Genomic DNA, 26025 nt, shown 5'->3' with positions numbered 1-26025 from the left:
CAACCGAAACTGCAAGATCGGCGCAGGTTCCGGGGGGGGCATTACAGGGAGGCTCGGGCGGAGAAGGCGATGCTGGCCAGGAGGAAGCCGCCGTTGACGATGGTGAACGCGACAAGCACCCAGAGGACCAGCGCGGGCGCGACGGCGAGCACCAGGGCGGCCACGAAGATGACCGCGCCGTAGTCGCGGACCAGCTTCACCAGGCGTACCGGCAGCGAGGTCGAGGTGACCATGCTGGCGGCGTTCGGGCCGGACTGCATCACCGAGGTGACCAGGTTGACCATCCAGGTGCCCGCGAAGGTGGCCACCAGCCAGGTCGGGGTGGACGGCTCCTGCGCGACGGCGGTGGCGGCCAGCGCGGCCACCAGGGCGATCTGCGCGGCCACGTCGCAGAGGATGTCGATCCGGGCACCGGCCGGGCTGCCCTGGCCGGTGACCCGGGCGAGCTGCCCGTCCGCGCAGTCCAGGGAGTACGCCACCTGCCAGCCGACCAGGGCGACCAGACCGACCACCCAGGCCGGTACGTCCCCGTCGGCGACCGGGCCGGCGAGCGCGACCACGGTCACGGAGGTGGCCAGGCCGAGCACCAGGTTGGTGAGGGTCAGCGCGGTCGGGCGTAGCCCGAGGCGCTGCGCGACCAGCGCGAAGACCGCGCCGAGCCACTGGCTGATCGACTCGCTGAACAGGCCGCCGCCCCGGTTGACCCGGTGGAAGTCGGCGACGGTGGGACGGGGGTCAGCCAAGCTGGTCGCGGATTGCACCGGCGTAGTCTGCCAGCCGCTCCCGCGTCTCGGTAGGCGACAGGGCCAGGTGTTCCAGGATGGTGTACCGGTCCGGGCGGGTACGCGGCGCGAACTGCACCGCCTCGACGAACTGGTCGTCGGTGAGCGCCACCTCGGCGGGCAGCCGGGGCAGGCCGTGCCGGGCCAGGCAGGCCGACATCTCCTCGAAGCGGCGCAGGTCACCGCGGAGCCAGGTGCAGAACAGCGCCCCCAGCCCGGCCAGCTCGCCGTGCGAGGCGGTGCCGGGGTAGAGCGAGTCGATCGCGTGCATGATCTCGTGGCAGCCGCCGCTGGACGGTCGGCTGGTGCCGCAGACCGCCATCGCCAGGCCGCTGGAGATCAGCGCCTCGGCCAGCACGGTGACGAAGGAGTCGTCGGTCATGTCGCCGGGGTGGTGGAGCACCGCCTCGGCGCCCGCCCGGGAGAGCGAGGCGGCCAGCCCGTCCACCGGCTCGCCGCGTACCTGGCGGGACAGCTCCCAGTCGGCCAGCGCGCTGATGTTGCTGATCACGTCGCCGATGCCGGCCCGGTTGTGCCGGTCCGGGCCACTCTCCACGAAGTCCAGGTCGACGATCACCGCGATCGGGATGTGCACCCCGTAGGAGCCCTTGATCCCGTCGGTGATGAGGCTGGCCACCGGGGAGCCGATCCCGTCGTTGGCGAGGCTGGTCGCCACCGACACCATCGGCAGCCCTCGGCGGGTGGCGGCGTACTTGGCGACGTCTATCGTCTTGCCGCCGCCGATGCCGACGACCGCGTCGTACGAGCGGGCGCGGAGCTTGCCGCCCAGGTCGTCGGCGGCCTCGAGGGTCCCGCCGGAGACGGTGAACACGTCCGCCGAGCGCAGCGACGGTTGGATCAGCTCGGCGATCTGGGCGCCCTGACCGGGTCCGACCACCACCGCGACGTCGCCGCCGGCGGAGATCCGTCCGTCGACCAGGATGGCGGCCAGGTCGGCGACCGCCCCGCGTCGCACGTCGATGTGCAGCGGTGTGAGGACGCTCCGGGCTAGTAGCGGCACGCGATCTCCCGCGCGCGGGCCAGGTCGGCGTGGTTGTCGACCTCGACCCACGGGACGTCACCGATGGGCGCGGCCCGGACCTCGCCACCACGGTCGGCGAACTCCTGGTAGCCGTCCTCGTAGTAGAGGTTCGGGTCCCGCCGCCAGGTCGCCTCCAGCGCGTCGGCGAGGGCGTCGGCGACCTGCGGCTCGATCAGCGTCGCGCCGATGTACTCCCCGTACGCCTCGCCCGGGTCCATCAGCTTGGTGATCCGGGTGAGCTGGCCGGCGGCGTCGAAGGTGGTCTTCATCTCCTCCTCGGCCAGCGGCTTCAGGGTGTCCACCGCGAGCAGGATGCCCGGCCCGCGCTCGGCCAGCAGCGTCTTCTCCACGCTCACCGGGTGCACGGTGTCGCCGTTGACCAGCAGCACGCCGCGCGCGAAGTGCTCCCGGGCCAGCCAGAGGGAGTACGCGTTGTTCCACTCCTCGGCCTTGTCGTTGTGCACCAGGGTGAGCGTGACCCCGTACTTCTTCTCCAGCTCCGCCTGACGGGAGACGACCGCGTCCGCCGCGTAGCCGACCACGATCACGATGTCGGTGAGCCCGACCTCGGCGAGGTTGCCCAGCGCGATGTCCAGGATCGTGATCTCGCCGTCCACCGGCACCAGCGCCTTCGGCAGCGTGTCGGTGTACGGGCGCAGCCGACGCCCCGCCCCGGCCGCGAGCACCAAACCGATCATCGCGAGATCCTCCCTCGTCCTGCTCCCGTCACCGGTGGAGGATAGCCCCGGGCGGGCGGGCGACTCCGGCCAACCGGTCAGCCGGGCAACGCCGCCAGGTCGGCCAACATGGTCAGGCGCTCCTCGGCGCTCAGCACGGCGTACGGCCCTGCGGCCCGGCGGTCGGTCTCCAGGTCGATGGCGAGCCGCTCGGGGCCGGGTGGCAGGGCGGTGACGCTGGACGCGGTGTGCCCGGCGGCGGTCCAGGCGGCGGCGTGCGCGTCGGCCCGGTGGTAGCGCAGCGTGCCGAGTCGGTTGAGCAGCAGCACACCGGGCGGGGTGCCGTCGGGTTCGTGCGGGGGTGCCATCGCGGCGAACGCCGGCCACTCGCGGTCACCGTCCTGGTCGACGAGTACCAGGGCGTACGCCAGCAGCCGGCCGAGAGCCGCGGCGAGCCGCGCGACCCGCTCGTCGTGCCCGGCCCACAGCTCCTCGGTGACCTCGACGTGCACCTGGTGCAGCTCGCCCAGGAAGGCGGCACCGCGCTCGGTGGCGGACAGCGCGCCGTCCGGGCGGCGGTGGAGCATGCCGTACGCCACCTGCTTGTCCACGGCCCGGCGCACGCTGATCGGGTCGGCGTAGCGGGTGATCGCCGCGAATCCCGGCCCGTCGACCGTGCCACCCGGTGCGGCGAGCCGGGTGCGCAGGTCCACGAGGTAGCCGTTCGCGGTCGGTCCGCCGTATCGCTGACTCAGCTCGGCACCACCCCAGTCGTGGCCGGCGAGCATGCCGGCGCGGAAGACCCGGTCCACGGCCGGGGCGAGCAGCCCGGCGATCCGGTGCGGCGGCAGCTCGACGGCGCTCACCGACCGATCGACCGCAGCAGCGCGAAGCCCTCCTCCGCGATCCGCCGGATCAGGCCGTCGTTGACGTCGCGGTTCTCGTCCAGCACGGTCACCTCGTGCTCGGCCAGCCAGCGGTGTTCGGTGTGCTTGCCCGCCTCCAACCTCGGGTGGCCGAGGTCGCCGTTTACCCGGACCAGGAAGTCGTACTCGACGCGGGCCAGGCCGTCGTCGCCGACATAGTGGTACTCGCCCACCTGGCCGAGGACGTCCGAGACGAACCAACCGGTCTCCTCGGTGACCTCGCGGCGCAGCGCCTCGTCGATCTCCTCGCCCGGTTCCAGATGGCCGCCGACGATGTCCCAACAGTCGGGAAACAGGCGCCGGTGTGGTGAGCGGCGCTGAAAGAAGATGCGGCCGTCACGGTCGACGATCAACGCGCCGGCGCAGCGTAAGGGCTCGGTGGACACGCGTCGACAGTAGCCAGCGACGTCGCATCCCGACGATGTCCGGTCTTGTCCTGGAAACATCCACGGACGACCATGTCCGTACCGGATGCCACGGTCCCAAAGGGGTGATGCGTGATGCAGGTACGGGAAGCGATGTCCAGCCAGGTTCTCGTCGTCGGTCCGGAGCACACGCTCCGCCAGGCGGCCCGGATGATGTCGGCCCGCGGAGTCGGGTCGGCGGTCGTGATCGATCCCGAGTCCGAGGGGGTCGGCATCATGACCGAACGTGACGTGTTGAAGGCCATCGGCGCGGGTCTCGACTGCGATACCGAACGCACCGGCGCCCACCTCACCTGGGACGTCGTCTACGCGGGGCCGGAGTGGACGGTCTCCGAGGCGGCCGCCGCGATGGCCCGGGGTGGCTTTCGGCACCTGGTGGTGCTCGACGGCCGGGAGGTGGCCGGGGTGATCTCGGTGCGGGACATCATGCGGGTCTGGGCGGAGAGTCAGGTGGCCGCCACGACCTGATCCGCGCAGGTGTGCCGGGTCGGATCGACGGGTAGGTATCCCTCGCGGGCGCGGAGACGCCGTGGCCCGTGGGGGAGGGCCCGATGCGTGACGCGGAGCGCCTGGTCGAGCAGCAGTACGCGATGCTCCTGCGGCGGGACGTGGCCCGCCTGCCGGACCTGTACGCCCCGGAGGCGTTCTACGCCATGCCGGGGGTCACGGTCCGGCCGATCGAGCTGCCCGCGCTGCTGCGTACCTGGACGGGTGCCTTTCCGGACCTGCGGGTCGACCCGCTGGGCTCGGTGCGTACGTCCGGCGGCGCGGCCGTGGAGCTGCGCCTCAGCGGCACCCACACCGGCACCCTGCACTCGCCGTACGGCACCGTCGCGCCGACCGGCCGGTCGGTGAGTTGGGAGGTCGCCGACGTGGTACGGGTGCGCCGGGGACGGATCGTGGCGTGGCGCTCCTACTTCGACTGGAGTCAGCTCCTCGACTCGCTCGGCGTGCAGTTTGACGGTCTCTCCCGGGCGGCGCAGCACGACTCGCTGGCACTTCCGGTCTGATCTGTCGCCGACCGGTCCCGCCACGTCACCCGTCCCGGTGGCTCAGGATGCGGACATCGCCGTGCCGTCGGCGCGTCCCCGGCCGCCGCCCGTACGCTCAATATCCATGACCGCCGAGCAGCTGATCTCCTTTGCCCGTGGGGCCCCCTCGCTGGACATCGTCGATGTCGAAGGGCTCAAGGCCGCCGCCGTACGCGCCTTCGACGCCGATCCCGCGGGGGTCACGGCGTACGGCACCTCCGTCGGCTACGTTCCGCTGCGCAAGTGGATCGCCGAGAAGCACGGCGTCGCGGCCGACCAGGTGCTGGTCACCAACGGGTCGTTGCAGGCCGACGCGTTCCTCTTCGACCACCTGATCCGTCCCGGGGACGCGGTGGTCGTCGAGCGTCCGACGTACGACCGCACCCTGCTCAACCTTCAGCGGATGGGCAGCGAGTTGCACGGCGTCACGGTCCAGCCGGACGGTCTGGACACCGCCGAGCTGCGCAAGCTGCTGGAGTCCGGGGTGCGCCCCCGGCTGGCGCACGTCATCCCGAACTACCAGAACCCGGCCGGCGTGACGCTGTCGCTGGAGAAGCGCCGTGAGCTGCTCGACCTGGCCGCCGAGTACCACTTCACGATCTTCGAGGACGACCCGTACGCGGACATCCGCTTCCGGGGCGAGGCGCTGCCGTCGATGCTCTCGCTGGACACCCGCAACGTCGTCGTGCACGCGTCGAGCTTCACCAAGACGGTCTGCCCGGGCGTACGCGTCGGCTACCTGGTCGGCCCGGCGGATCTGATCGCCGACATCGCCAAGAACGCGACGAGCCTCTACATCTCGCCCGGCATGGTGTCGCAGGCGATCGTGCACCAGTTCTGCGTCTCCGGCGACATCGACCGCTCGATCGAGACGGTCCGGGCGGCGCTGGGCGAGCGCGCCCGGGTGCTGGCCGAGTCGCTGCGTCGGCACCTGCCGCAGGCCCGGTTCGTCGAGCCCGACGGCGGCTACTTCCTGTGGGTGGAGTTCCCCGAGGACGTGCTGGTGGACCGGCTCGCCCCGGCGGCGGCCGAGCGTGGGGTCGCCGTCGTCAAGGGCAGCGACTTCGTCCTCGACGGCGGGCGGCACGCCCTCCGGCTGGCCTTCTCGGCGGTGACCGCCGACCGGATCGACGAGGGCGTACGTCGGCTCGCGGAGGCCGTCGAGGCCAGCCGAAGCTGATAATCTGTCGGGTTTCCGACAAAATGGCGATGCCGGCCGTCCCAGGTCTCCCCAGCGGGCGGCCGGCGGCCCACAATGCTGCGAGCGTCATCCGACGGGTGTAGTGGGGATCACCCCCGGCCGCCCCGGGTCACGCGTGCAGCACAACCCCCGCCCCCACGGGCGCCGGGTGGGCCGTGTCGTCCCTTCACCCCCCGATGCGGCCCGGCCCGCCCGGCGCCGCACCCGCGACCGCCGTCACACCTGCCGATGTCCACCATCGGCGTAGCCTGCAAGCCGCAGGCGAGCGCGGGGAGGTGTCGTGATGACGGATCGGGCAGAGCGGGGCCGGACGGTGCCGTCGAACACATCCCGGGTGCTGCGACCCCGAGCGTGGCCGTCCCCGGTCCGGGCGATGACCCGGATGCTCAACGCCGACGGTTCACCACCCACCCCGGCATCCACCGGCACCGGGCGCAGCGGAGTGGTCGACTGCGCGCTCTACGTCGACGGCAAGCGGCAGCCCGGCGACTGGACGTACGCCGAGGCCCTGGCGGCCGCCCGCCGCGAGGAGCACGGCTTCGTCTGGATCGGGCTGCACCAGCCCGAGCTGGCCGAGATGACCGCCATCGCGGAGACGTACGGCCTGCACGAGCTGGCCGTCGAGGACGCCGTGAAGGCCGAGCAGCGGCCCAAGCTGGAGCGCTTCGGCGACGTCAGCTTCCTGGTGCTGCGTACCGCCCGCTACTGCGAGCACACCGAGCTGACCGAGACCTCCGAGGTCGTCGAGACCGGTCAGGTGATGCTCTTCATCGGCCCGAACTTCCTGATCAGTGTCCGGCACGGGGACGCCTGCCGGCTCTCCCCGGTCCGCGCCGACCTGGAGACCAAGCAGGAGTTGCTGCTCCAGGGCCCGTGGGCGGTGGCGTACGGGGTGACCGACCGGGTGGTCGACCTCTACCTGGAGGTGGCCGAGCAGCTCGAGGACGACCTGGACCAGTTGGAGGCCGAGGTCTTCGACCGCAACAGCCACGGGCGCATCCAGCGGATCTACCAGATGAAGCGGGAGCTGGTGGAGTTCAAGCGCGCGGTGATTCCGTTGCAGCGTCCGCTGATGAACGTGACCTCGCAGGTCAACCGGGACGTGCCCAAGGAGATCCGCAAGTACTTCCGGGACGTGCAGGACCACCTGAGCCGCACCGTCGAGCAGGTGAACTCGTACGACGACCTGCTGAACTCGATCCTCCAGGCGCGGCTGGCGCAGGTCACCGTCGACCAGAACAACGACATGCGCAAGATCGCCGCGTGGGCGGCCATCGCCGCGGTCTGGACGTCAATCGCCGGTGTGGAGGGCATGAACTTCGAGAACATGCCCGAGCTGAAGATGACGTACGGCTATCCGGTGGCTCTGGCCCTCATGCTCGCCGTCTCGCTGGCCCTCTACCGCTGGTTCCGCCGCAACGGCTGGCTCTGACCGGCCCGCGCGGCGGACGTCGACGCGCGGAGCGCCGGCGCGCGGGGGCAAGCCCGCGTGCCGGCGCTCGTCGCGCTGATGTCGGGGGTCAGCGGCGACCGTTGGTACGGGCGGTGTCCTTGCCCAGCGCCTTGGTGAGGTCGTCGGTCGGGCGTCCCGACACGTCCTTGGCGCCCTCGGCGACCGACGGCACCTTGTCGGTCGGGCGGACAGCGGTCGGCTTGGCCGCAGCGGTGGTGCTGGCGCTGTCGCCGCCGGCCACCGCCGAGCTGCCCGCGCCGGTCATCCCGGAGATGGCCGACCCGTCGGACCCCTTGGTCGCGGCCGGGGTGCGCACCTCGATCGAGTCGACCTCGTTGCGCATCGGCTCCAGGGTGCGGGTCGGGTCGTACTCCGCCCACTCCTGCTGCTCGCGCCGGCGGCGCAGGGCGACCGCGCCGACCAGGCCGGCGATGGCGCCCGCGGCCAGCAGGCCGGTCATCTTCGAACCGCGACGGCGCGGCTGCTTCTTCTTCCCCGTGATCCGCATGGTCTTCGACTTGGCCTTCCTGGTCAGCGGCCCTGCCTGCGCGGCGCCGTCACGGGCCGCCGCGGCCAGCGGTGCCAGCGTGGTGAGTGTCGTCCCCCAACCGGTCGACGCGCGGTCGCGCACCTTCACCGCGGCCGGCCCGACGTAGCCCCGGGCCGCCTGGACCCGCGGGCCGACCGAAGCGCCGGCGCCCTTGGCGGCGTGGTTGGCTGCCTGCATCAGGTGGCTGATGCTCTGGTTCAGCTCTGCCTTGGCGAGCTGGCCCTGGGACTGACGCCGCCCGATTCCAAACACGGTCCTACCTCCTGGGAGTTGTTCCTTCGTCATCCTCCACCTTCGGATGCCTCCGCGATGCCAGATCGGGCACATGGGAGGATCCGCATGGAACTGACCAACGAGTGAGGAGTACCCGTGGCCGAGGCTGTCTACGCCACCCTGCACACCAACGCTGGCCCGATCCGGCTGGAGCTCTTCCCGAACCACGCGCCGAAGACCGTCCGCAACTTCGTCGACCTGGCCGAGGGCAACCGTGAGTACACCGACCCGCGCACCGGCCAGCCGGGCAACGGGCCGTACTACGACGGCACCATTTCGCACCGTGTGATCAGCGGTTTCATGGTCCAGATGGGCGACCCGACCGGCACCGGTCGGGGCGGGCCGGGCTACAAGTTCGCCGACGAGTTCCACCCGGACCTGCGGTTCGACCGTCCGTACCTGCTGGCGATGGCGAACGCCGGACCGGGCACCAACGGTTCGCAGTTCTTCATCACCGTGTCCCCGACGCCGCACCTCAACAACCGGCACACCATCTTCGGCCAGGTCGCCGACGAGGAGTCGGTGAAGGTCGTCGACTCGATCGCGAACACCCCGACCGGTCCGAGCGACCGTCCGCTGCAGGACGTCGTCATCGAGCGGGTCGAGATCGAGCGGTCTGCTGCCTGACGAAACCGCGAGGTACCTTTGCTCGCATGATTGAGCGCTCCGGAGCACCGCGCCGGCCGGCGTCGGTGGGTCGCGCGGTGGCGGATGGAGGGTCGACCCGGTGAGCGAGTCCCCGCCGACCACCCCGGTCTGCTACCGGCACCCCGGTCGGGAGACCTACATCCGGTGCACCCGCTGTGACCGGCCGATCTGTCCGGAGTGCATGCGAGAGGCGTCCGTCGGGCACCAGTGCCCGGAGTGCGTCAACGAGGGTCGTCGTAGTGTCCGGCCGGCGCGTACCGCCTTCGGTGGCGGTGCCGCCGGCCGGCACGGCTACGTCACCAAGGCGCTCATCGCCCTGAACGTGCTGTTCTTCCTGCTCTCCGTCGCCTCCGCCCGCACGGGTGACGCGTTGGTGGGCGGTTCCGGCCTCGGCGGGCTGATGGGCAGCGGCACCCCGCTCACCAACTGGGGTTCGGTGATCGGGCTGGCGGTCCTGCCGGACGGCACGCTCGGCGGTGTCGCCGAGGGCCAGTGGTACCGCCTGGTCACCGCGATGTTCCTGCACTACGGCGTGATCCACCTGCTGCTCAACATGTGGGCGCTGTGGATTCTCGGCCGTTCGTTGGAGGTCAACCTCGGGCCGCTGCGCTTCGGCGCGCTGTATCTGATCGCCGGCCTCGGCGGCAACGTGGCGGCCTACCTGTTCAGCGCCCAGAACGCGGCCACCGCTGGTGCCTCCACCGCCGTCTTCGGCCTGTTCGCCGCGCTGATCATCGTCGGCCGCAAGCTCGGCCGGGACGTCTCCCAGGTGCTGCCCGTCCTGGTGATCAACCTGGTGTTCACGCTGACCGTGCCGGGCATCTCGATCCCCGGGCACCTCGGCGGTCTGGTGTTCGGCGCGGCGATCGCGCTGGTGCTGGCGTACGCGCCACCCGCCCGGCGCACGCCGGTGCAGGTCGCCGGCACCGCGATCATCCTGCTGATCCTGCTCGCCCTGGTGATCTTCCGTACCGCGCAACTGCTCAGCTGACCGGGCGGGCCGCCCGCAGCGCCCCGGCCACCTCCTCCGGGGTGGCGCCCAGATCGAACCGGCCGAAGAGGTGCAGCGAGTCGCCGGCGTCGATCTCCAGGACCTCGGACGTCAGCCCCAACCGCGGTCGTCGGTCCACGGTGATCGCCTCGACAGCCGTCCAGGGCAGCAGCCGGTGGCCGGCGAACCCGTGGATGACGCGGAGCCCGGTCGGATCAACAGCCAGCCGAACCGGCGCGATCAGGTCACGTACCGCCCAGGCGGCCAGCGCGGCGGCGGCCACCCCGGCCACGACCACCCGCACCGGGTCGCCGTCGGCGAAGAGCAGGCCGAGGGCGATCAGCAGAACGGCACCGGCCAATTTCGCCGCCGGCAGGCTCGACGGCACCCGCCACTGCCGGGATCCGGTGATGTCATCCACCCGCCCAGCATGCCCGGGGACGAACGACCGGTCCACCGACGACGTAGGATCGGGACGAGCCAAGTTACCGGGGAGTAAAGATGAGTGACGCGGTCATCGTCGGCGCGGTACGCACCCCGGTCGGGCGGCGCAAGGGCAGCCTCTCCGGGGTCCACCCGGTCGACCTGTCGGCGCACGTGCTGCGCGCCCTCGCCGAGCGCACCGGCCTGGACCCGGCGCAGGTCGACGACGTCTTCTGGGGCTGCGTGTCCCAGGTCGGCGAGCAGTCGTGGAACATCGCCCGCAACGCCGTCCTCGCCGCCGGTTGGCCGGAGGCGGTACCGGGCACCACGTTGGACCGGCAGTGCGGCTCCAGCCAGCAGGCTCTGCACTTCGCCGCCGCGACCGTGCTCTCCGGCCAGGCCGACCTGGTGGTCGCCGGCGGCGTCGAGTCGATGACCCGGGTGCCGATGGGTTCCAGCGTGGCGGACGGCATGCCGTTCAGCGACCAGCTCCGCGCCCGCTACCGGGGCGTGGAGGGCTTCGCCGACGACGCGCCGCTCCCCTTCAACCAGGGCGTCGGCGCCGAGTTGATCGCGCGACGCTGGCGCTTCTCCCGTACCCAGCTCGACGAGTTCGCCCTCGCCAGCCACGAGAAGGCCGCCGCCGTGCAGGACGCCGGGGCGTTCGACCCGGAGCTGGCCGCGGTACCCCTCGACGACGGCGGCACGTTCGCGGCCGACGAGGGCATCCGCCGGGACACCTCGCTGGACCGGCTCGCCGAACTGCCCACCCCGTTCCGCACCGACGGCGTGGTCACCGCCGGGTCCGCGTCGCAGATCTCCGACGGCGCCGCCGCGCTCGCCGTGACCACGTCCGACTGGGCCAGCCGACACGGCCTGCGCCCGCTGGCCCGCATCCACACCGCCGTGGTCGCCGCCGACGATCCGGTCACCATGCTCACCGCGCCCATCCCGGCCACCGCGAAGGCGCTGCGCCGCGCGGGGCTGGGCATCGAGGAGATCGGGGTGTACGAGGTGAACGAGGCGTTCGCCCCCGTACCGCTCGCCTGGCTGGCGGAGACCGAGGCGGACCCGGAGCGGCTGAACCCGCGCGGTGGGGCGATCGCCCTCGGGCACCCGCTCGGTGGCTCCGGCGCGCGGATCATGACGACGATGCTGGCGCACATGCGGGACAACGGAATCCGCTACGGCCTGCAGACCATGTGTGAGGGCGGCGGCATGGCCAACGCGACGATCGTCGAGTTGGTCTGACCGTCGACGCGGCGGCCGCTCGGCCCGCGAGCGCCGGGCGGAAAATGGTCTCGCCCCGGGCCGGGCACGCCGCCTAGGGTGCCCATCGTGACGACGATCGCCGGTGCGCCCACCTCCGACTGGTCCAGCGAAGCGTGGCAGCGGCAGGCCCGGTCCTGGATCGACGAGCAGCTCGCCGGCACCGGCCGACGGGTCACCGGGCCGGTCGAGTCCCGGGTCCGGCCGTGGTCGCTGGTCTGGCGGGTGCCGACCGACGACGGGCCGGTCTGGTTCAAGGCCAACAACTCCGGCACCACACACGAGGCGGTCCTGCTCGCGACGCTGGCCACGCTGACGCCCGAGCGGGTGCTGACCCCGATCGGGGTGGACCGGGAGCGGGGCTGGTCGCTGCTTCCCGACGGCGGGGAGTCGCTGCGCGACGTGCTGGGCCGCGATCCCGACCTGACGCACTGGGAGCGGGCCCTGCCCGGGTACGCGGCACTGCAACTCGCCACCGCGCCGCACGTCGACGAACTTGTCGCCCTCGGCGTGCCGGACCACCGTCCGGAGGTGTTGGCCGGGCTGCTCGCCGACCTGCTCGACGATGCCGGGTCGCTGCGCGTCGGTGCGGAGGGCGGGCTGACCGTCGAGACGCACGAGCGGTTGCGGGCCGAGCTTCCGGCGTACGCGCAGCGGTGCCGTCGGCTCGCGGACCTCGGTATCGAGGCCACCGTGCAGCATGACGACCTGCACGACGGCAATGTCTTCGCCGGTCCGACCGGGTACCGCTACTTCGACTGGGGGGACGCCTCGGTGGCGCACCCGTTCGGCACGCTGCTGGTGACGCTGCGTTCCATCCGGTACGCCACCGCGTTGTCGGCGGACGACGCCGGCCTGGCCCGGTTGCGCGACGCGTATCTGGAGGCGTGGACCGACCGGTACGACCGCCGCGTCCTCGTCGAGGCCGCCGATCTGGCGATGAACCTGGGCGCGGTGAGCCGGTCGCTCTCCTGGCGGCGGGCCCTGGACACGACCGACCCGGCCCGCGCGGAGTACGCCGAGGCGGTGCCCGGGTGGCTGGCCGAGCTGTTCGCCGCCAGCCCACTTCAGCCGGAAAGCTGACCGGCATCCGTCCGGGTCGGAAATCGGACACGCAGTGCGACGGGCCGGCGTGGAACTTCCAAAATTCCGCCGTGACCCACGTCACCCCGCCGGGGGCGTCGTTGGGCAGGTCATGGACGTCTTCTCCCGAACGTTCCTCCCGGCCGCCACCGAGGCCGGCCTCGCCGTGCAGACCGTGAGCCGGCACATGCCGGTGTTCCGCCGCTGCGTCGGCTCCGGTGACGCGACCATCCTGGTCACCCGTTGCAGCCGCCCCGACCGCCCGGTCACCGGCGACTACCTGTTGCTGCTCACCCACCGCCGACTGGTGGTCACCCAGCAGACCCGACTCCTGCACCGGCTCCGCCTGCACCTCAACACCGAACTGCGCGAGCTGAGCAACGTCACCTGGAGCCCCGACCCGCGGCTGCACTCGGTCGAGCTGGCCGCGACCGCGATCGACGGGATCCGCGAGCGGTTCCTCATCCGTACCGCCCACCCGAAGCAGGTGTGGCAGCTCGACGCGCTGCTCAACCACGCCTTCCGGACCCGCCTGCGGGCACCCCGCGAACGGGTCCTGGCCACCATCGGCGACCAGCCCGCCGCCGTACGGCCCAGCGTGTTCCGCCCCGCCGTCGCACGCTGACGACTGCCTTTACCGAACTCGAACACGCAGCGATCGCGCCGGGCCACCGGGTCGGCAATCATGGGCCGGTGACTCTGGAACCGCCGCACCGCGGGCTCGTCCTCGTGGTCGAGGATGAGCCGGCTATCGCCGACCTGGTCCGGCTCTACCTGGGCCGCGACGGGTTCGGCGTCCACCTGGAACGCGACGGTGAGGCCGGCCTGAACGCCGCCCGCCGGCTGCGCCCGGTGGCCTGCGTCCTGGACATCGCCCTGCCCGGCCTGCCGGGCACCGAGATCTGCCGACGGTTGCGCGAGGCCGGCGACTGGACGCCGGTCATCTTCCTCACCGCCCGCGACGACGAGGTCGACCGGATCGTCGGGCTGGAACTGGGCGCCGACGACTACGTGACGAAACCGTTCAGCCCACGCGAGCTGGTCGCCCGGGTACGCGCCGTGCTGCGCCGCACCGCTGGTGGCCCGGAGGGCGCGGAACGTCCGCGCGTCGTCGGCCCGGTGACCCTCGACCCGGCCCGCCGGACGGTCACCGCCGGCGGCGTACCGGTGCAGCTCACCTCGACCGAGTTCGACCTGCTGGCCCATCTCATGGCCCGGCCGGGACGGGTCTTCACCCGCGAGGAGCTGCTGGCCGGAGTCTGGGGGTACGCGGCACACGCCGGCACCCGGACGGTGGACGTGCACGTCGCCCAGGTACGCGCGAAGCTCGGCCCGGCCAGCGTCATCCGTACTCACCGCGGCGTGGGGTACGCGGTCGATGCCTGAGCAGCCGGCGCGCGTCGAGTCGCCGACCATGGCGCTGCCGGTGCTCGGCGACCGACCGCCGACCACCCCCCGGCGTCGCCGGCTCGGCCGGACCCTGACCGCCCGCGCGGTGCTGGTCACCTGCGCGGTGGCACTGGTGTCGGTGCTCGTCACGGCGATCGTCGCCGTGCCGCTGGCGATCCGGGGCGCGGAGCGACGCGACCAGGACGCCCTCGCCGCCCAGGCGCGACTCGCCGCCGAGGTGCTGCGGACCCGGCTGGACCGGGGACGCGCCGCCGACGAGGAGAAGCTCATCCAGCAGCTCCGTGCCCAGGGCATCGACGCGTACCTGATCCGGCGCGGGACCGTCGACCGGCCGGGTCTGCCGCCGCGCGTGGTGCAGCGGATCGGGCAGGGCCGCAACGTGTCGGCCCGTCGGCCGGTCAACGGCCACCGCGCGCTGGTGGAGGGCCGCGCGCTGCCTGGTGGCAACGGGGTGGTGCTCTCCCGCGCCACGTCGAACGGGCTGTGGGCGCAGGTGCTGCTCAGCCTCTGGCTGCCGCTGCTCGCCGGGCTGGCCGCCGGCGTGGTGGCCGGTCTCCTGCTGGCCCGCCGGTTGGCCCGGCCGATCCGCGTCGCGGCCACCGCCGCAGCCCGACTGCGCGCCGGGGATCGCGCGGTACGGGTGCCGGTCGAGCCGCCGGACGAGGTCGCCGACCTGGCCGAGGCGTTGAACGGCCTGGCCGCCGCGCTGACCACCAGCGAGGGTCGGCAGCGCGAGTTCCTCCTGTCCGTGTCGCACGAGCTGCGCACCCCGCTGACCGCGATCCGGGGGTACGCCGAGGCGTTGGCCGACGGGGTGATCGACGGGGACGGCAGTGCCGACACCGGTCGGACCATGCTGGCCGAGGCCCAACACCTCGACCGGCTGATCGGCGACCTGTTGGCGTTGGCCCGGTTGGAGGCAGCCGACTTCCCGCTGGAACCGGTACCCGTCGACCTGACCCGGCTGGCCGCCGACGCCGAACCGACCTGGTCCGGCCGGTGCGCCGCGGTGGGTGTGCCGTTCCGCCTCCAGGCGCCCGGTCAGCCGGTGTCCGCGTACACCGATCCGGGTCGGATCCGGCAGGTGCTGGACGGGCTGCTGGAGAACGCGCTGCGGGTCGTACCCCCGGGTGCGCCCATCGTGCTCGCGGTCCGGCCGGTCGGCGCGGACCCGGCGGCCGGCGGGGTGCTGGAGGTCCGCGACGGCGGGCCCGGCTTCACCGACGACGACCTGGCGGTGGCGTTCGAGCGCGGGGCGCTGCACGAGCGGTACCGGGGGGTGCGCAAGGTGGGCAGCGGGCTCGGGTTGGCGCTGGCCGCCGGGCTGGTCCGCCGGCTCGGCGGGGAGATCGTCGCGGGTCACGCGCCCGAGGGTGGGGCCGCCTTCACGGTCCGGCTGCCCGGGGATCCTTACCGGACCCGAACATCGGTCTGACGGTCCGCTCGTCCTTGGCGGGAAGGCTGAGGGCTCCACGGACGAGAGGGAGAGTCATGCCACGTTGGGGATTCGTCACCGGCACCACGGCACTGTTCGCGGCGGTGGCGCTCGGCGTCAGCGGGTGCGGCGCGGCCGAGGTGGCCAGCCAGCCCGCGCGGGACGCGGCGGTCGAGGTCGCGGCCGCGATGGGTGTGGAGGGTCAGGCGTTGACCGCGATGGGCTTCGACGCCGCCGACCTGGACGTGCAGACCGTCGCCGCCCCGGCGACGCCCGAGCCCTCCCCCACGGCCGCCGAGAAGGGTAAGCAGAAGCGCGGCGAGGAGTGGCGCAAGCGCCGTCAGGCCCGCGTGCTGCTGCGTAAGAACACCCTGCACGGCGAGGCGGTGGTGCAGACCAAGGAGAACGGCACGCAGACCGTCGCCGTCCAGCGCGGTGAGGTGACCGCCGTCGACGGCGACTCGATGACCGTCAAGTCCACCGACGGTTTCACGATGACGTGGACCTTCGGCGACGACCTGCGTGTCGTCGAGAAGCGGACGACGGTGCAGCCCAGTGCGGTCAAGGTCGGCACGAAGCTTGGCGTCGCCGGGGTCAAGGACGGCGACAAGGGTGCCGCCCGGCTGATTCTCATCCCGCGCGACAAGTGACCGGAAGGGCCCCGCACGTCGTACGTGCGGGGCCCTCGCGTGCCGTCGTTTCAGCGGCCCGGCGGTAGGGCGTAGCCGACGTAGTCGCGGAACTCCAACCGCCACCCGGCCGGGACCAGCTTGGCGCAGGTCGGTCGGCTACCGGTGCAGACGATCGCGTCCACCGAGGCCGGGTCGGCGGGCGGGCGCTCCGGCAGGACCGACTGCAACGACACCAGCTCCGGTGAGCGGCCGTCCGGCTGGCGCAGCAGCAGCCACCACGGGTACTCCCAGTCGTCGTTCCGCTCGACGAGGCCGATCCGCCGCGCGCCGCTGTCGCGGACCGCCGCCGCGGCCCAACGGAACTCGTCGGCCCACTCGGGTCGGCGCAGGAACCGGGTGTCCCAGTCCGAGGTGGTGAAGACCGACCCGGTGCCGACCAGCCGGCGCGGAAAGCCGTACGACAGCGCGAGCACCCCGGCCAGCGCCGAGGTGGCCAGCACGACGGCGGTCGCCACGGCGGCCACCGACCGCCGCCCCCGACCCGGCTCGGCGGGCTCGGGCGTCTGATCGGCGTGACGACGCAGGACCGCGTCCAGCCACACGCCGGCGAGCGGGACGGCGAGCACCAGGGCGTAGAGGATCAGCCGGTTGCCCCACGGCTGCCACTTGATCATCGAGGTGTGCAGCAGCACGGCGGCCAGCACCACCACGGCGTACGCGCGCAGTGGCCCGACCTGTGCGGGATCGATCCGGCGCGGACGGACGAGGGCGACCAGCGCGCCGATCAGCGCCAGCGACCCGGCGATCGGGAACGCCACCCGGTCCTCGTCCGGGTACCAGGCCGGCACCGGGAACACCTCCCGGCCGAAGGTGATCGCCCGGTCCTGCGGGTCGACGCCGATCGCCTCCGCCCCGCCGATGATCGCGTCCGCACCGGCGGCCCGCAGCGGCGCGAGCGGCGTGTCGAACGCCGTGTGCCCGATGCGCAGCGCGTTGACCAGGATCGAGGCCGGGTCGTGCCGTTCCATCGGGATCGACTCGCGCAGCCGGGGCGGCCCCAACGGGTGCCCGAACTCGGCCGTCACCCGGGCCAGGAACGGCCCGACGACAAGCGCCGCCACCGCCAGGATCAGCACCGAACCGGTGACCACCCGGGCCACCGGCCGCACCCGACCGGCCGACGCCTCGGCGGTCGCCGCCCGACCCGCCGGTTCGACGCGCGCCGCCCGCCCCGCGGCCTCGGCGGCGGAGGCCCGGTCGGCCAGGGCCAGCCGGAGCTGGGCCAGGCCCCAGAGCACCAGCAGCGGACCCACCGCGATCAGGCCACTCGTCTTGGTCACCGCGGTCAACCCGGTGGCCGCCCCCAGACCGAGTACGGTTCCCCAGCCGGTCCGGCGGCGCAGACCGTCCAGCGCGAGGGTCGCCGCGCAGGCCACCCACGCCGCGCACACCAGGTCGGTCTGCGTGCTGGTCGCCTGAAGTGCGACCATCGGGGTGCTGGCCAGCACGAACACGGTGATCAACTGGGCTCGCCGGCCGCCGCCGAGCTGGGCGGTGATGCGGGCAGCCACCAGCAGGCAGAGCACTCCGGCGGCCCACTGCACCAGGTTGTGGAGCGCGTCACCGCCGGTCAGCAGGCGCAGGTGCAGCAGCAGGTACTCGGCGCCGGGCGGGATGGTCACCTGCCGGTGGATGGCGGTGGGCCAGAAGTCGAGGTCGCCCTGAGCCACCCAGTGCTCGACCTTCGGCAGGTGGTACGTCTGCGAGTCGAAGTTGTTCGGCTCCGCCAGCAACGCGATCAGCAACTCCACCAGCACCAGGCCGCCGATGCCGCCGGCGAGCAGCCGTTCGGCCCGACCCGCCGTGCGCCACCTCTCGGCCGCCGGGGCGAGCAGTCTGGCGCGTACTCCCTGGGTCCGGGTCGGTGCGGCGTCGCGCCCGCCCACCAGGTCGTGGTCGGCGGCCGGGGCGGGCGTGTCCGGTCCGGCGGCGGCGGTCACCGCCGCGCCGACCGGCACCGGGCGCGGCGTCGCGGCGGCCGGGCCGGCGGCCGGGACCTCCCGACGTCGGCGCAGCGCCACCGCCGTCGCGGCGGTAAGGAGGAAGAGCAGCCAGGAGGCGACGAACGCCGGCCGGGTCAGCGCGTGCAGCGCGCCGAGCACCTCAACCACGAGCACCGCGTACGCCCCGGTGAGCAGGGCGGCGCGCACCGCGGCGAGCCGTGTCGGGGCCACCGCGGCCGTCCCACGCGGCGTCGACGCGATCGTGAGCAGGAGCACCGAGGCGGCGGGGAGCACCGCGAACAGGGAGCCGGCAGCCGACATGGCGGGAAGTAAACACCATCGGGCTGAAATCGCCACGCCGGCTGTCCGGCGGTGGCGGCCGCCGTTGGGCTGACCAGCCAGGCTAGGCTATGCCCGACGTGTTGTCGCCACCGTGGAGATTCCCGTGAAGCTCTCGATCCTCATGCCGGTCTACAACGAGGAAGAACGCATCGCGGATGCCCTCAAGCAGGCATTGGCGGTGGACTACCCCTGCGAGATCGAGTTGGTCGTGGTCGACGACGGCAGCCGCGACGGCACCGGCGAGGTCCTCGGTCGCGCCGACGACGCGCGCCTGCGGGTGATCACGCACCAGCGCAATGCCGGCAAGGGCGCGGCCATCAAGACGGCGGTGGACAGCGCCGAGGGCGAATACATGGTCATCCTCGACGCCGATCTGGAGTACGACCCGCAGGACATCCCCAAGCTGCTCGCCCCGGTGCTCGACGGGCGGGCCACGGTCGTCTACGGCAATCGCACGTTCGGCAGCCACAGCGCCTACAGCTTCTGGTACGTGATGGGCAACAAGGGCGTCACGATGGCGGCGAACGTCCTGTTCAACTCGTACATCGGTGACCTGGAGACCTGCTTCAAGCTGATGCCGGTGGAGCTCTACCGGTCGCTGGAGGTGCGCTCGCGGGGCTTCGGCATGGAGGCCGAGGTGACCGGCAAGCTGCTGCGCCGCCGGATCCGCCCGTACGAGGTGCCGATCAGCTACCGGGCCCGGGGCCGCGAAGAGGGCAAGAAGATCACCTGGAAGGACGGCGTCGAGGCGATCTGGATCCTCGGCCGTGAGCGCGCCCGCCGCCGTCCCGTCGCGTCACCCGCGCGCTGATCCCAGGAACCCGCTGATCGACCGCCGCAGGCCGGCGGCGTCCAGCCCGTGCCACCGGATGTGGTCGGCCGCGTCGCCGTACCGGCGCAGGTCCGCCCGGCCCACGCCGAGGGCGAGCAGCCGATGGGGTACGTCCGCCAGTGCGCGGTCGACGACGGCGCTCGACGTCCCGGCCAGGTACGGCTCGACGAGCACCACCTCGGTCCCGGCCAGCGCCCGCAGGCCGTCCGTGTCGAACGGCCGGGGAGTGTGGGTGTACGCGACCGTCACGTCCATCCCCTCCGTCGCCGCCAGTGTCGCGTCCAGCATCGGCCCTACCGCCACCACGAGCGGCGCGTCCGGCGTCCCTCGCCGCAGTACCCGGAGCCGGTCGGCCTCCGGGTACGCCCGGTCGTTGCGCGGTTCACTGAGCCGTAGGTAGACGGCGTCGTCGGTGCTCGCAGCGTGCCGTAGCAGCGGGGCGACCTCGTCCGGGTGACCGGGCACCCGCACGGTCCAGCCGTCGCCGAGCGTGTCGAACAGCGCCACGTCACCCGGTGACTGGTGGGTCCGGCCCTCCTCCGCGGCGTCGTACGAGCCGCCGATGCTGACCAGGACGGCACCCACGCCCTGGTGGTCCAGGTCCAACTTGATCTGCTCGTACGCCCGGTCCACCAGGAACGTCGCGTACGAGTGCACGATGGGCCGCAGCCCGGTCAGGGCGAGCCCGCCGGCCACGCCGATCATCAGTTGCTCCCGGATGCCGACGTTGAGCACCCGGTCGGGGTGCCGCCGCCCGGCCGGGGCGAACTGGCTGACCGAGATGTCGGCCAGCACCAGTGCGGTGCGCGGATCCTCGTCGAGCAGGTCGGTGGTCGTGTCGATGAAGGCGGTACGCATCGTGGTCATCCCTTGCTCTCGACGCGGGCGACCACCAGGTGCGGCCGTCCCGGCCGGTGCCCGGTGAGCGCCGCGTACAGGGCGGTGTGGTCCCGGCCGTCGACCGTGTCGGCGGTCCAGCCGTTGACGGTGAACCGGCTGGCGATGCCGCCCGCCCACCCGTGCGTGGCGGACGAGTTGTCGACCACGATCGCGGTCAGGCTGTCCAGGCCGGTCGCCCCCGCGTACGCGATCGCCTCGTGGTTGGACCCCTCGTCCAGCTCGGCGTCGCCGAGCAGCACGTACACCCGGGGGGTGAGCAGGCCCTGCGCGCGCAGGCCGAGGGCGGTGCCGACGCCCAGCCCGAGGCCGTGGCCGAGCGAGCCGGAGCCGATCTCCACACCCGGCACCAGCACCCGGTCCGGGTGGTGGCCGAGGCGGCTCTGCGGCCCGCCCAGGTCGTCGAGCCAGTCCTCCGGAATGAAGCCGTGGGCGGCGAGCACCGCGTAGTACGCGGCCGGCCCGTGCCCCTTGGAGAGCAGGAACCGGTCCCGATCCGGGGCGTCGACGGTGTCGGGGGTGATCCGTAGGACCCGGTCGTAGAGGACCTGAAGGACGTCGATCGTGGAGTGCGCGCTCGGCGCGTGCTTCTCGTCGCCGGTCAGCCGCCGGATCAGTCCGGGGAGCCGGGCACCGGTGTCGGTGGTGAGTGCGGTGGTCATGCCACTACTGTGTGACTTGAAGTGCGCTTCAACTCAAGGACCGGGTGATGCAGGACTCATTGACGATCGGGGATCTGTCCGCCCGGTCCGGGGTGGCGCCGTCGGCGCTGCGCTACTACGAGCGGCTCGGCCTGATCCGCGCCGACCGCACCGGCGGCAACCAGCGCCGCTACGCCCGGGCCGAGCTGCGGCGGGTCGCCTTCATCCGGATCTCCCAGCAGGTCGGCGTCTCGCTCGACGAGATCCGCGAGGCGTTGGAATCGCTGCCCGAAGGGCGTACGCCCAGCCCGGCCGACTGGGCGCGGCTCTCCGCGAGCTGGCGCGGCCGGCTGGACGAGAAGATCCGGCTGCTCACCAAGCTCCGCGACGACCTGGACGGCTGCATCGGCTGCGGCTGCCTGTCCCTGCAACGCTGCATGCTCAACAACCCCGGCGACAACCTCGCCAAGGAAGGCCCGGGTGCCCGCCTCCTGCTGCCGCCCGCCTCACCCGAGGGTGAGTAGCACCTTCCCGACGTGGTCGCTCGACTCCACCAGCCGGTGCGCCTCGGCCGCCTCGGCCATCGGCAGCCGCCGGTCCACCACCGGGCGGACCGCGCCGGCCGCGACCAACGGCCACACCTCATCGCGTACGCCCCGGACGATCGCCGCCTTCTCCGCCAGCGGCCGGGAGCGCAGCGCGGTCGCCGACACGCTGCCGCGCTTGGCCAGCAACGCGCCGAGATCCAGCTCGCCCTTGCGGCCACCCTGCATCCCGATCACCACGAGCCGGCCGCCGGTCGCCAGCGCGGCGACGTTCCGCCCCAGGTACGACGCGCCCAAGATGTCGAGGATGACGTCCGCGCCGTGGCCGTCGGTGGCCTTGCGGACCTCCTCGACGAAGTCCTGCTCCCGGTAGTCGATCGTGTGCGTCGCGCCCAGCTCGCGCAGCCGGGCGTGCTTCGCCGTGCGGGCGGTCGCCAGCACCGTGGCACCGAGCGCCGCCCCCAACTGGATCGCGAACGTGCCGATCCCGCTGCCCCCGCCGTGCACCAGCAGCGTGTCGCCGGCCCCGAGTCGACCCACCCCCACCACGTTCGACCAGACCGTGCAGGCCACCTCCGGCAGCGCCGCCGCGTCGACCAGGTCCACGCCGGCCGGCACCGGCAGCAGTTGGCCGGCGGGCACCGCGACCCGCTCGGCGTACCCGCCACCGGCCAGCAGCGCGCAGACCTCCTGGCCGACCGCCCACCCGTTCACCTCCGGGCCGATCGCGTCGATCACCCCGGAACACTCCAGACCGAGGTACGCGGGGGCGCCCGGCGGCGGCGGATAGTGCCCCTGCCGTTGCAGCAGGTCGGCACGGTTGACCCCGCTGGCCCGGACGCTGACGATCACCTCGCCGGGACCGGGCTCGGGATCGGGGACCTCGGCCCAGACCAGCGCGTCGGGTCCACCGGGCTGCGGAACGGTGATGGCTCGCATGGACCCAGTCTCACCCGCCGCGCTTCCCGCCGCAGGCGCACCCGCCGTGATCGACTCGGGTTTCAGAAAACCGGGCGGTCCCCGGGCTTGATCGACTCGGCTTCCGGGAAACCGGGGCATCCCGACGCGCCGGACGCCCCGGTTTCAGGGAAGCCGAGTCGATCAGCGCCACAGTGGACGCTGGAGCTGCCGCCTGGCCGGCGCTTTCGGGGAGGGACGGCGAGCCGGCCGCCGGGTGCCGTGGCAGACTGTTCACGGCCGCGCACCCTCGGGTGGCGGTCCGGGAGGGTTCGCCTAGTGGCCGATGGCGCTGGTCTTGAAAACCGGTAAGGCAGCGATGTCTTCGTGGGTTCGAATCCCACACCCTCCGCACAACGCAGCCGTCAGGTCGCGGGCAGGTAGCTGGCGATCCACTCCCTCAGTCGTTTCCGCGCCAGTGGATGCACGTCGACCATCTCGATCCGCTCCGCGATCACTGCTGGGTCGACGAGCCCGGCCCGGATCAGCGCATCGGCGAAGGCGTGGTCCTTTTCCCTGCCGGCTACGAGCTTGGACACGACGCAGTCGTGAGGTTCGAGCGTGTAGCCCCGCCCCGGGTGGGTGCTCTGCGACTCCACCAGGACCAGCCGATCCCGCCAGCCGTCGGGCAGCTTCGCCGTCGACACGCTCACGCCCTGGGCGTAGTAGCCGTTCGTTTCGTGGAACAGCGAAAGCTCGCCGATGGCACCGTCGACCTGGTCGGCCTTCCGGTCGTCGGGGTCGTCGAAGAACGCCACGTCGACCTCCATCGAGGCGGTGGCCTCAAGTGGAAGTCTGCTCTCCGGGATCGCCCCCAGCACCGACTGGCTGCCGATGACGAGGACGTCCGGGTCTCCGACGATCTGACACGCGGACCGCAGGACATGCTCCAGTTGCTCGCGCCTCACGCCACTCGCCCCCAGCCGCTGCGCGTGAAGGAATCGAGAACCTTCGTGCGCTGTGGCTGCGACAGGACCCCGGCGAAGGGCGAATTCTGTCGCAGCTCCACAGCTTCCGGGTCGTCGGAGGTCAGCGTCTTGAGGACGGCACCCACACCCTCGTCGATCTTGTCCTGCCAGCGCTTGAGCCAGACTTCGGTCATGGTCCCTCGGTGTTGCCGCAGGAGTCGATCGAGGTTCTCCCTGGCCTTGTTCAACACCGCGTCCGGGTCGGTGACCAAACTCCCCGCTATCGCCTGGTGCAGCCACAGTGACTTGAGCTGATCGCGAGTAAGTTCCGGCTTGGGGCGCAACAGCGCCTCAACCTGCCCTCGCCGGATCCTCCGATGCGCGCCGACCTTCACGAACGGCAGTTCTCCCCGTTCGCACAGGTTGACCACCTGCTGGCGCGACGTCCCCAGCAGCTTGGCCACCTGGCCGGTGGTCAGAAGGTCGTCACCTGTCGTCGCCATGCTTGGAGCATGCGCCGCAAACGCTAAAAACACAACTCACTTGATCGCATTCCTGCTGGTCCTGCCGCTCGCTCGCCTGGTCCACGCCTCGTAGCCGAGTAGAGCGGCGAGGAACGCGGTCAGCAGACCGAGGGCGGCCAGGGCGGGCAGGTGCCGGCCCACGGGGAGCAACAGCACCGCTACCACCGGCGCGACGAACTGCTCGGGTCGTACGCACCGGACGCTGAGGACGAGGAAGGTCGCCCGGCCCGCGAGGTACAGAGAAGTCCCGCCGAACAGCGCGATGGCCGAGATACAGCCGAGGGCACCGTGCGCCAACGGTCCCGCGCCCGGCTCCCGGTCACTCCGGCGGGTCCGCGGCTACGTACCCTCGGGCTCGTCCCGTCGGGCCTCGCGGATGGTCGTGTCGGCGAGCCGTTCGACGGCGCGTCGACGCTCCTCGGCGAGCGCCTGCTCGTCCGGTTTGCGTAGCACGCCGACGACGGCGACCAGAAAGTCCCGCCAGATGCTGAGCAAGAAATTCCCCCCGTGCAACGGTGCAGGGGCATCACCCTAGCCCGCGCTCCGTGATCCGGCACACCCCGACCAATCGGTCGTTCCACGCCGTGGAAAGGGGTATGAAGAGGCAGGTATCTGCCCACTCCGGAAGGACGCGTCCCGATGACCCTGGAACGACCGATCGCCCCGGACCCGTACGAGCTGCTGCCGACCGTTCCGTCGTTCACGCTGACCAGCGACGACGTGCAGAACGGCGAGCCGATGGACGTCCGGCACGCGCACGGCAGCACCGGCGGTGAGAACGTCTCGCCGCAGCTGACCTGGTCGGACTTCCCCGCCGAGACCAAGAGCTTCACCGTCACCTGCTACGACCCGGACGCGCCGACCGGCAGCGGCTTCTGGCACTGGGTGCTGGTGAACGTGCCGGTCGACGTCACCCAGTTGCCCACCGGCGCCGGCGGCGCGGCGGGCACGGACCTCGGCGGGGCGTTCTCCGTCCGCAACGACTACGGCGAGCAGGGTTACGGAGGCGCGGCGCCGCCGCCCGGTGACCGCCCCCACCGGTACGTCTTCGCGGTGCACGCCCTGGACGTCGATCGCTTGGACCTGACCCCCGACGCGAGCCCCGCCTACGTCGGCTTCAACCTGACCTTCCACACCCTGGCAAGGGCGGTAATCCGCCCCACGTACCAGATCAAGCAGTAACGCCACCCCTGGCCGCGTCGATCTTGCACTTTCTGCGCCGAAAAACCCCTACACAAGGGGCTTAACGGCAGCAGAAAGTGCAAGATCGGCGCAAAAATCAGGCGGGGACCCGGGCTACCGCGAAGACGGACTGGCCGAACGGGGGGCGCACGAGCTGTTCGGCGGCCTTCGTCGCCGGGAGGACCAGGGTGTCGTACACCTTGACCATCGGTCCCTCCTTCGGCATGAGCCGGAAGACCTTGGTGGCCATGAAGTAGCCGATCAACCCGAGCGCGTTCGCGTAGTGGATCTTCTCGACGGTCAGGCCGGCCTCGGTCATTGCCGTACCGAGCGTCTTCTTGGTGTACCGGCGGACGTGGCCGGTGGCGATGTCCGCCGGGCTCATGGCGAACTGGAACGCCGGCACGATGATGATCACCGCGCCGCCGGGCCGGACCAGGTCGCGCATGCTCCGCAGCGCGCCCACGTGGTCCTCGATGTGCTCCAGGACGTTGTACGAGACCGCGGCGCTGTAGTTTCCCCGGTCGTTGTGCGGCAGCAGCATCTGCCGGACGTCGACCCCCGGCTGCTCGGCGAGTCGCTCCTTGAGCTGTACGAGCCGGTCGGGGTCGGCCTCCGTGGCGGTGAACCGGGGCAGCCGCTCCGACCATTCCAGCGCGTAGTCGCCGAGGCCGCTGCCGATCTCGATCGGGTCGTCACCGAGGTACGGCACCGCCAGTTCGACGAACCAGCGACGGTGGTTGACGGCCATCGCCAGGCCCTCAAGCACCTCGGACTGGACGCGCTGGTCCCCAGTGATTTCTGCCATGCGTCGATTCCTCACGATATGAACTCGACCCGTGCCTGGACCGACAGAGTGAATCATCCGCTTGGATGGCAGCGGAATCGGGGGAGCTGTTGGCCGAATTGCGGGTCGGGGGGTGGGCACGTGATCGGCGGTCGG

Annotated in this window: 31 protein-coding genes and 1 tRNA gene; 16 read left to right on the top strand and 16 right to left on the bottom strand. The window is 72.0% G+C overall.

The annotated features are described in order from the left end of the window. Positions 1-41: 41 nt before the first annotated feature. The 5 genes from ACN263_RS29375 to ACN263_RS29355 all read right to left on the bottom strand — a co-directional run bounded on the left by ACN263_RS29375 (position 42) and on the right by ACN263_RS29355 (position 3813). On the bottom strand, positions 42-761 hold the full coding sequence (locus ACN263_RS29375; RefSeq protein ID WP_422737453.1) for a CDP-alcohol phosphatidyltransferase family protein: 720 nt from the start codon (positions 759-761) through the stop codon (positions 42-44). Continuing rightward, positions 736-1803 carry an iron-containing alcohol dehydrogenase family protein gene (locus ACN263_RS29370; RefSeq protein WP_422737452.1) on the bottom strand — a complete coding sequence of 356 codons (1068 nt, stop codon included), beginning with the start codon at positions 1801-1803 and terminating at the stop codon, positions 736-738. The genes ACN263_RS29375 and ACN263_RS29370 overlap by 26 nt, the downstream gene beginning before the upstream one ends. Further along, positions 1791-2522: a sugar phosphate nucleotidyltransferase gene (locus ACN263_RS29365; RefSeq protein WP_422737451.1), complete on the bottom strand. Its 732-nt coding sequence runs from the start codon at positions 2520-2522 to the stop codon at positions 1791-1793. Before ACN263_RS29365 ends, ACN263_RS29370 begins: the two co-directional genes overlap by 13 nt. Before the next feature lie 77 nt (positions 2523-2599). Next, positions 2600-3367, bottom strand: coding sequence for a hypothetical protein (locus tag ACN263_RS29360; RefSeq protein WP_422737450.1), 768 nt, complete (start codon positions 3365-3367; stop codon positions 2600-2602). Then, positions 3364-3813 carry an NUDIX hydrolase gene (locus ACN263_RS29355; protein WP_422737449.1) on the bottom strand — a complete coding sequence of 150 codons (450 nt, stop codon included), beginning with the start codon at positions 3811-3813 and terminating at the stop codon, positions 3364-3366. The genes ACN263_RS29360 and ACN263_RS29355 overlap by 4 nt, the downstream gene beginning before the upstream one ends. A gap of 114 nt (positions 3814-3927) precedes the next feature. Between ACN263_RS29355 and ACN263_RS29350 the strand changes: the two genes are divergently transcribed. The 4 genes from ACN263_RS29350 to corA all read left to right on the top strand — a co-directional run bounded on the left by ACN263_RS29350 (position 3928) and on the right by corA (position 7516). Continuing rightward, on the top strand, positions 3928-4320 hold the full coding sequence (locus tag ACN263_RS29350; protein ID WP_422737448.1) for a cyclic nucleotide-binding/CBS domain-containing protein: 393 nt from the start codon (positions 3928-3930) through the stop codon (positions 4318-4320). Between the two features lie 83 nt (positions 4321-4403). Beyond that, positions 4404-4862, top strand: coding sequence for an ester cyclase (locus ACN263_RS29345; protein ID WP_422737447.1), 459 nt, complete (start codon positions 4404-4406; stop codon positions 4860-4862). A gap of 106 nt (positions 4863-4968) precedes the next feature. Continuing rightward, the gene (locus tag ACN263_RS29340; protein ID WP_422737446.1) at positions 4969-6063 is read left to right on the top strand and encodes a PLP-dependent aminotransferase family protein; all 1095 of its coding nucleotides are present in this window, start codon (positions 4969-4971) and stop codon (positions 6061-6063) included. Positions 6064-6367: 304 nt separating this feature from the next. Then, positions 6368-7516 carry a magnesium/cobalt transporter CorA gene (corA, locus tag ACN263_RS29335; protein WP_422737445.1) on the top strand — a complete coding sequence of 383 codons (1149 nt, stop codon included), beginning with the start codon at positions 6368-6370 and terminating at the stop codon, positions 7514-7516. An 88-nt stretch (positions 7517-7604) separates the two neighbouring features. On the opposite strand, the gene ACN263_RS29330 is transcribed toward corA, so the two are convergent. Beyond that, a complete protein-coding gene (locus ACN263_RS29330) occupies positions 7605-8372 on the bottom strand; it encodes a hypothetical protein (RefSeq protein WP_422737444.1) in 768 nt (255 codons plus the stop codon). A gap of 84 nt (positions 8373-8456) precedes the next feature. Here ACN263_RS29330 and ACN263_RS29325 point away from each other — a divergent pair, with 84 nt between their 5' ends. Further along, on the top strand, positions 8457-8987 hold the full coding sequence (locus ACN263_RS29325) for a peptidylprolyl isomerase (RefSeq protein ID WP_422737443.1): 531 nt from the start codon (positions 8457-8459) through the stop codon (positions 8985-8987). A gap of 100 nt (positions 8988-9087) precedes the next feature. Beyond that, entirely contained in the window at positions 9088-9999 is a 912-nt protein-coding gene (locus tag ACN263_RS29320; RefSeq protein WP_422737442.1) for a rhomboid family intramembrane serine protease, read from the top strand. Here ACN263_RS29320 and ACN263_RS29315 read toward each other — a convergent pair. Beyond that, the gene (locus ACN263_RS29315) at positions 9992-10420 is read right to left on the bottom strand and encodes a PH domain-containing protein (RefSeq protein ID WP_422737441.1); all 429 of its coding nucleotides are present in this window, start codon (positions 10418-10420) and stop codon (positions 9992-9994) included. The genes ACN263_RS29320 and ACN263_RS29315 overlap by 8 nt on opposite strands. An 80-nt stretch (positions 10421-10500) precedes the next feature. Here ACN263_RS29315 and ACN263_RS29310 point away from each other — a divergent pair, with 80 nt between their 5' ends. The 6 genes from ACN263_RS29310 (at position 10501) to ACN263_RS29285 (ending at position 16269) form a co-directional block, all read left to right on the top strand. Beyond that, entirely contained in the window at positions 10501-11673 is a 1173-nt protein-coding gene (locus tag ACN263_RS29310) for a thiolase family protein (protein ID WP_422737440.1), read from the top strand. Positions 11674-11760: 87 nt separating this feature from the next. Then, complete coding sequence (locus ACN263_RS29305) at positions 11761-12774, top strand: aminoglycoside phosphotransferase family protein (RefSeq protein ID WP_422737439.1); 1014 nt, start codon at positions 11761-11763, stop codon at positions 12772-12774. A gap of 112 nt (positions 12775-12886) precedes the next feature. Beyond that, entirely contained in the window at positions 12887-13399 is a 513-nt protein-coding gene (locus tag ACN263_RS29300; RefSeq protein ID WP_422737438.1) for a hypothetical protein, read from the top strand. 68 nt (positions 13400-13467) lie between these two features. Further along, positions 13468-14160 carry a response regulator gene (locus ACN263_RS29295; protein ID WP_422737437.1) on the top strand — a complete coding sequence of 231 codons (693 nt, stop codon included), beginning with the start codon at positions 13468-13470 and terminating at the stop codon, positions 14158-14160. Beyond that, positions 14153-15619: a histidine kinase dimerization/phospho-acceptor domain-containing protein gene (locus ACN263_RS29290; RefSeq protein ID WP_422737436.1), complete on the top strand. Its 1467-nt coding sequence runs from the start codon at positions 14153-14155 to the stop codon at positions 15617-15619. Before ACN263_RS29295 ends, ACN263_RS29290 begins: the two co-directional genes overlap by 8 nt. 56 nt (positions 15620-15675) lie before the next feature. Next, the gene (locus ACN263_RS29285) at positions 15676-16269 is read left to right on the top strand and encodes a hypothetical protein (protein WP_422737435.1); all 594 of its coding nucleotides are present in this window, start codon (positions 15676-15678) and stop codon (positions 16267-16269) included. 50 nt (positions 16270-16319) lie between these two features. Here ACN263_RS29285 and ACN263_RS29280 read toward each other — a convergent pair whose 3' ends face one another. Continuing rightward, positions 16320-18575 (bottom strand): hypothetical protein, encoded by a 2256-nt coding sequence (locus tag ACN263_RS29280; protein WP_422737434.1) that lies wholly within the window; start codon positions 18573-18575, stop codon positions 16320-16322. Between the two features lie 124 nt (positions 18576-18699). Here ACN263_RS29280 and ACN263_RS29275 point away from each other — a divergent pair, with 124 nt between their 5' ends. After that, entirely contained in the window at positions 18700-19407 is a 708-nt protein-coding gene (locus tag ACN263_RS29275) for a glycosyltransferase family 2 protein (RefSeq protein WP_422737433.1), read from the top strand. Here the strand turns inward: ACN263_RS29275 and ACN263_RS29270 are convergent. Both ACN263_RS29270 and ACN263_RS29265 read right to left on the bottom strand, forming a co-directional pair. After that, on the bottom strand, positions 19393-20286 hold the full coding sequence (locus ACN263_RS29270) for a transketolase family protein (protein ID WP_422737432.1): 894 nt from the start codon (positions 20284-20286) through the stop codon (positions 19393-19395). The genes ACN263_RS29275 and ACN263_RS29270 overlap by 15 nt on opposite strands. 5 nt (positions 20287-20291) lie before the next feature. Continuing rightward, positions 20292-20987 (bottom strand): transketolase, encoded by a 696-nt coding sequence (locus ACN263_RS29265; protein WP_422737431.1) that lies wholly within the window; start codon positions 20985-20987, stop codon positions 20292-20294. 47 nt (positions 20988-21034) lie between these two features. Between ACN263_RS29265 and soxR the strand changes: the two genes are divergently transcribed. Then, positions 21035-21490, top strand: a complete 456-nt coding sequence (soxR, locus tag ACN263_RS29260) for a redox-sensitive transcriptional activator SoxR (RefSeq protein ID WP_422737430.1) — start codon at positions 21035-21037, stop codon at positions 21488-21490. Here the strand turns inward: soxR and ACN263_RS29255 are convergent. After that, positions 21473-22450: an NAD(P)H-quinone oxidoreductase gene (locus ACN263_RS29255; protein ID WP_422737429.1), complete on the bottom strand. Its 978-nt coding sequence runs from the start codon at positions 22448-22450 to the stop codon at positions 21473-21475. The genes soxR and ACN263_RS29255 overlap by 18 nt on opposite strands. A gap of 283 nt (positions 22451-22733) precedes the next feature. Between ACN263_RS29255 and ACN263_RS29250 the strand changes: the two genes are divergently transcribed. Continuing rightward, a tRNA-Ser gene (locus ACN263_RS29250) sits at positions 22734-22820 on the top strand. Positions 22821-22833: 13 nt separating this feature from the next. Here the strand turns inward: ACN263_RS29250 and ACN263_RS29245 are convergent. The 4 genes from ACN263_RS29245 to ACN263_RS29230 are packed head-to-tail and all read right to left on the bottom strand — an operon-like array spanning position 22834 to position 24395. Further along, positions 22834-23376, bottom strand: a complete 543-nt coding sequence (locus ACN263_RS29245) for a DUF6036 family nucleotidyltransferase (protein WP_422737428.1) — start codon at positions 23374-23376, stop codon at positions 22834-22836. Next, the gene (locus ACN263_RS29240; protein WP_422737427.1) at positions 23373-23879 is read right to left on the bottom strand and encodes a helix-turn-helix domain-containing protein; all 507 of its coding nucleotides are present in this window, start codon (positions 23877-23879) and stop codon (positions 23373-23375) included. Before ACN263_RS29240 ends, ACN263_RS29245 begins: the two co-directional genes overlap by 4 nt. 36 nt (positions 23880-23915) lie before the next feature. Then, the gene (locus ACN263_RS29235) at positions 23916-24197 is read right to left on the bottom strand and encodes a hypothetical protein (RefSeq protein WP_422737426.1); all 282 of its coding nucleotides are present in this window, start codon (positions 24195-24197) and stop codon (positions 23916-23918) included. A gap of 42 nt (positions 24198-24239) precedes the next feature. Next, the gene (locus tag ACN263_RS29230) at positions 24240-24395 is read right to left on the bottom strand and encodes a hypothetical protein (protein WP_393222262.1); all 156 of its coding nucleotides are present in this window, start codon (positions 24393-24395) and stop codon (positions 24240-24242) included. Positions 24396-24539: 144 nt separating this feature from the next. On the opposite strand from ACN263_RS29230, the gene ACN263_RS29225 reads away from it, so the two are divergent. Further along, positions 24540-25082 (top strand): YbhB/YbcL family Raf kinase inhibitor-like protein, encoded by a 543-nt coding sequence (locus tag ACN263_RS29225; protein ID WP_422737425.1) that lies wholly within the window; start codon positions 24540-24542, stop codon positions 25080-25082. Between the two features lie 97 nt (positions 25083-25179). Here the strand turns inward: ACN263_RS29225 and ACN263_RS29220 are convergent, their stop codons facing one another. Next, entirely contained in the window at positions 25180-25890 is a 711-nt protein-coding gene (locus ACN263_RS29220) for a class I SAM-dependent methyltransferase (RefSeq protein WP_422737424.1), read from the bottom strand. Positions 25891-26025 lie beyond the last annotated feature (135 nt).

This window comes from Micromonospora sp. WMMD729, from assembly GCF_049315225.1.
GTDB lineage: Bacteria > Actinomycetota > Actinomycetes > Mycobacteriales > Micromonosporaceae > Micromonospora.
This window is presented reverse-complemented; position numbering and strand designations above follow the sequence as displayed.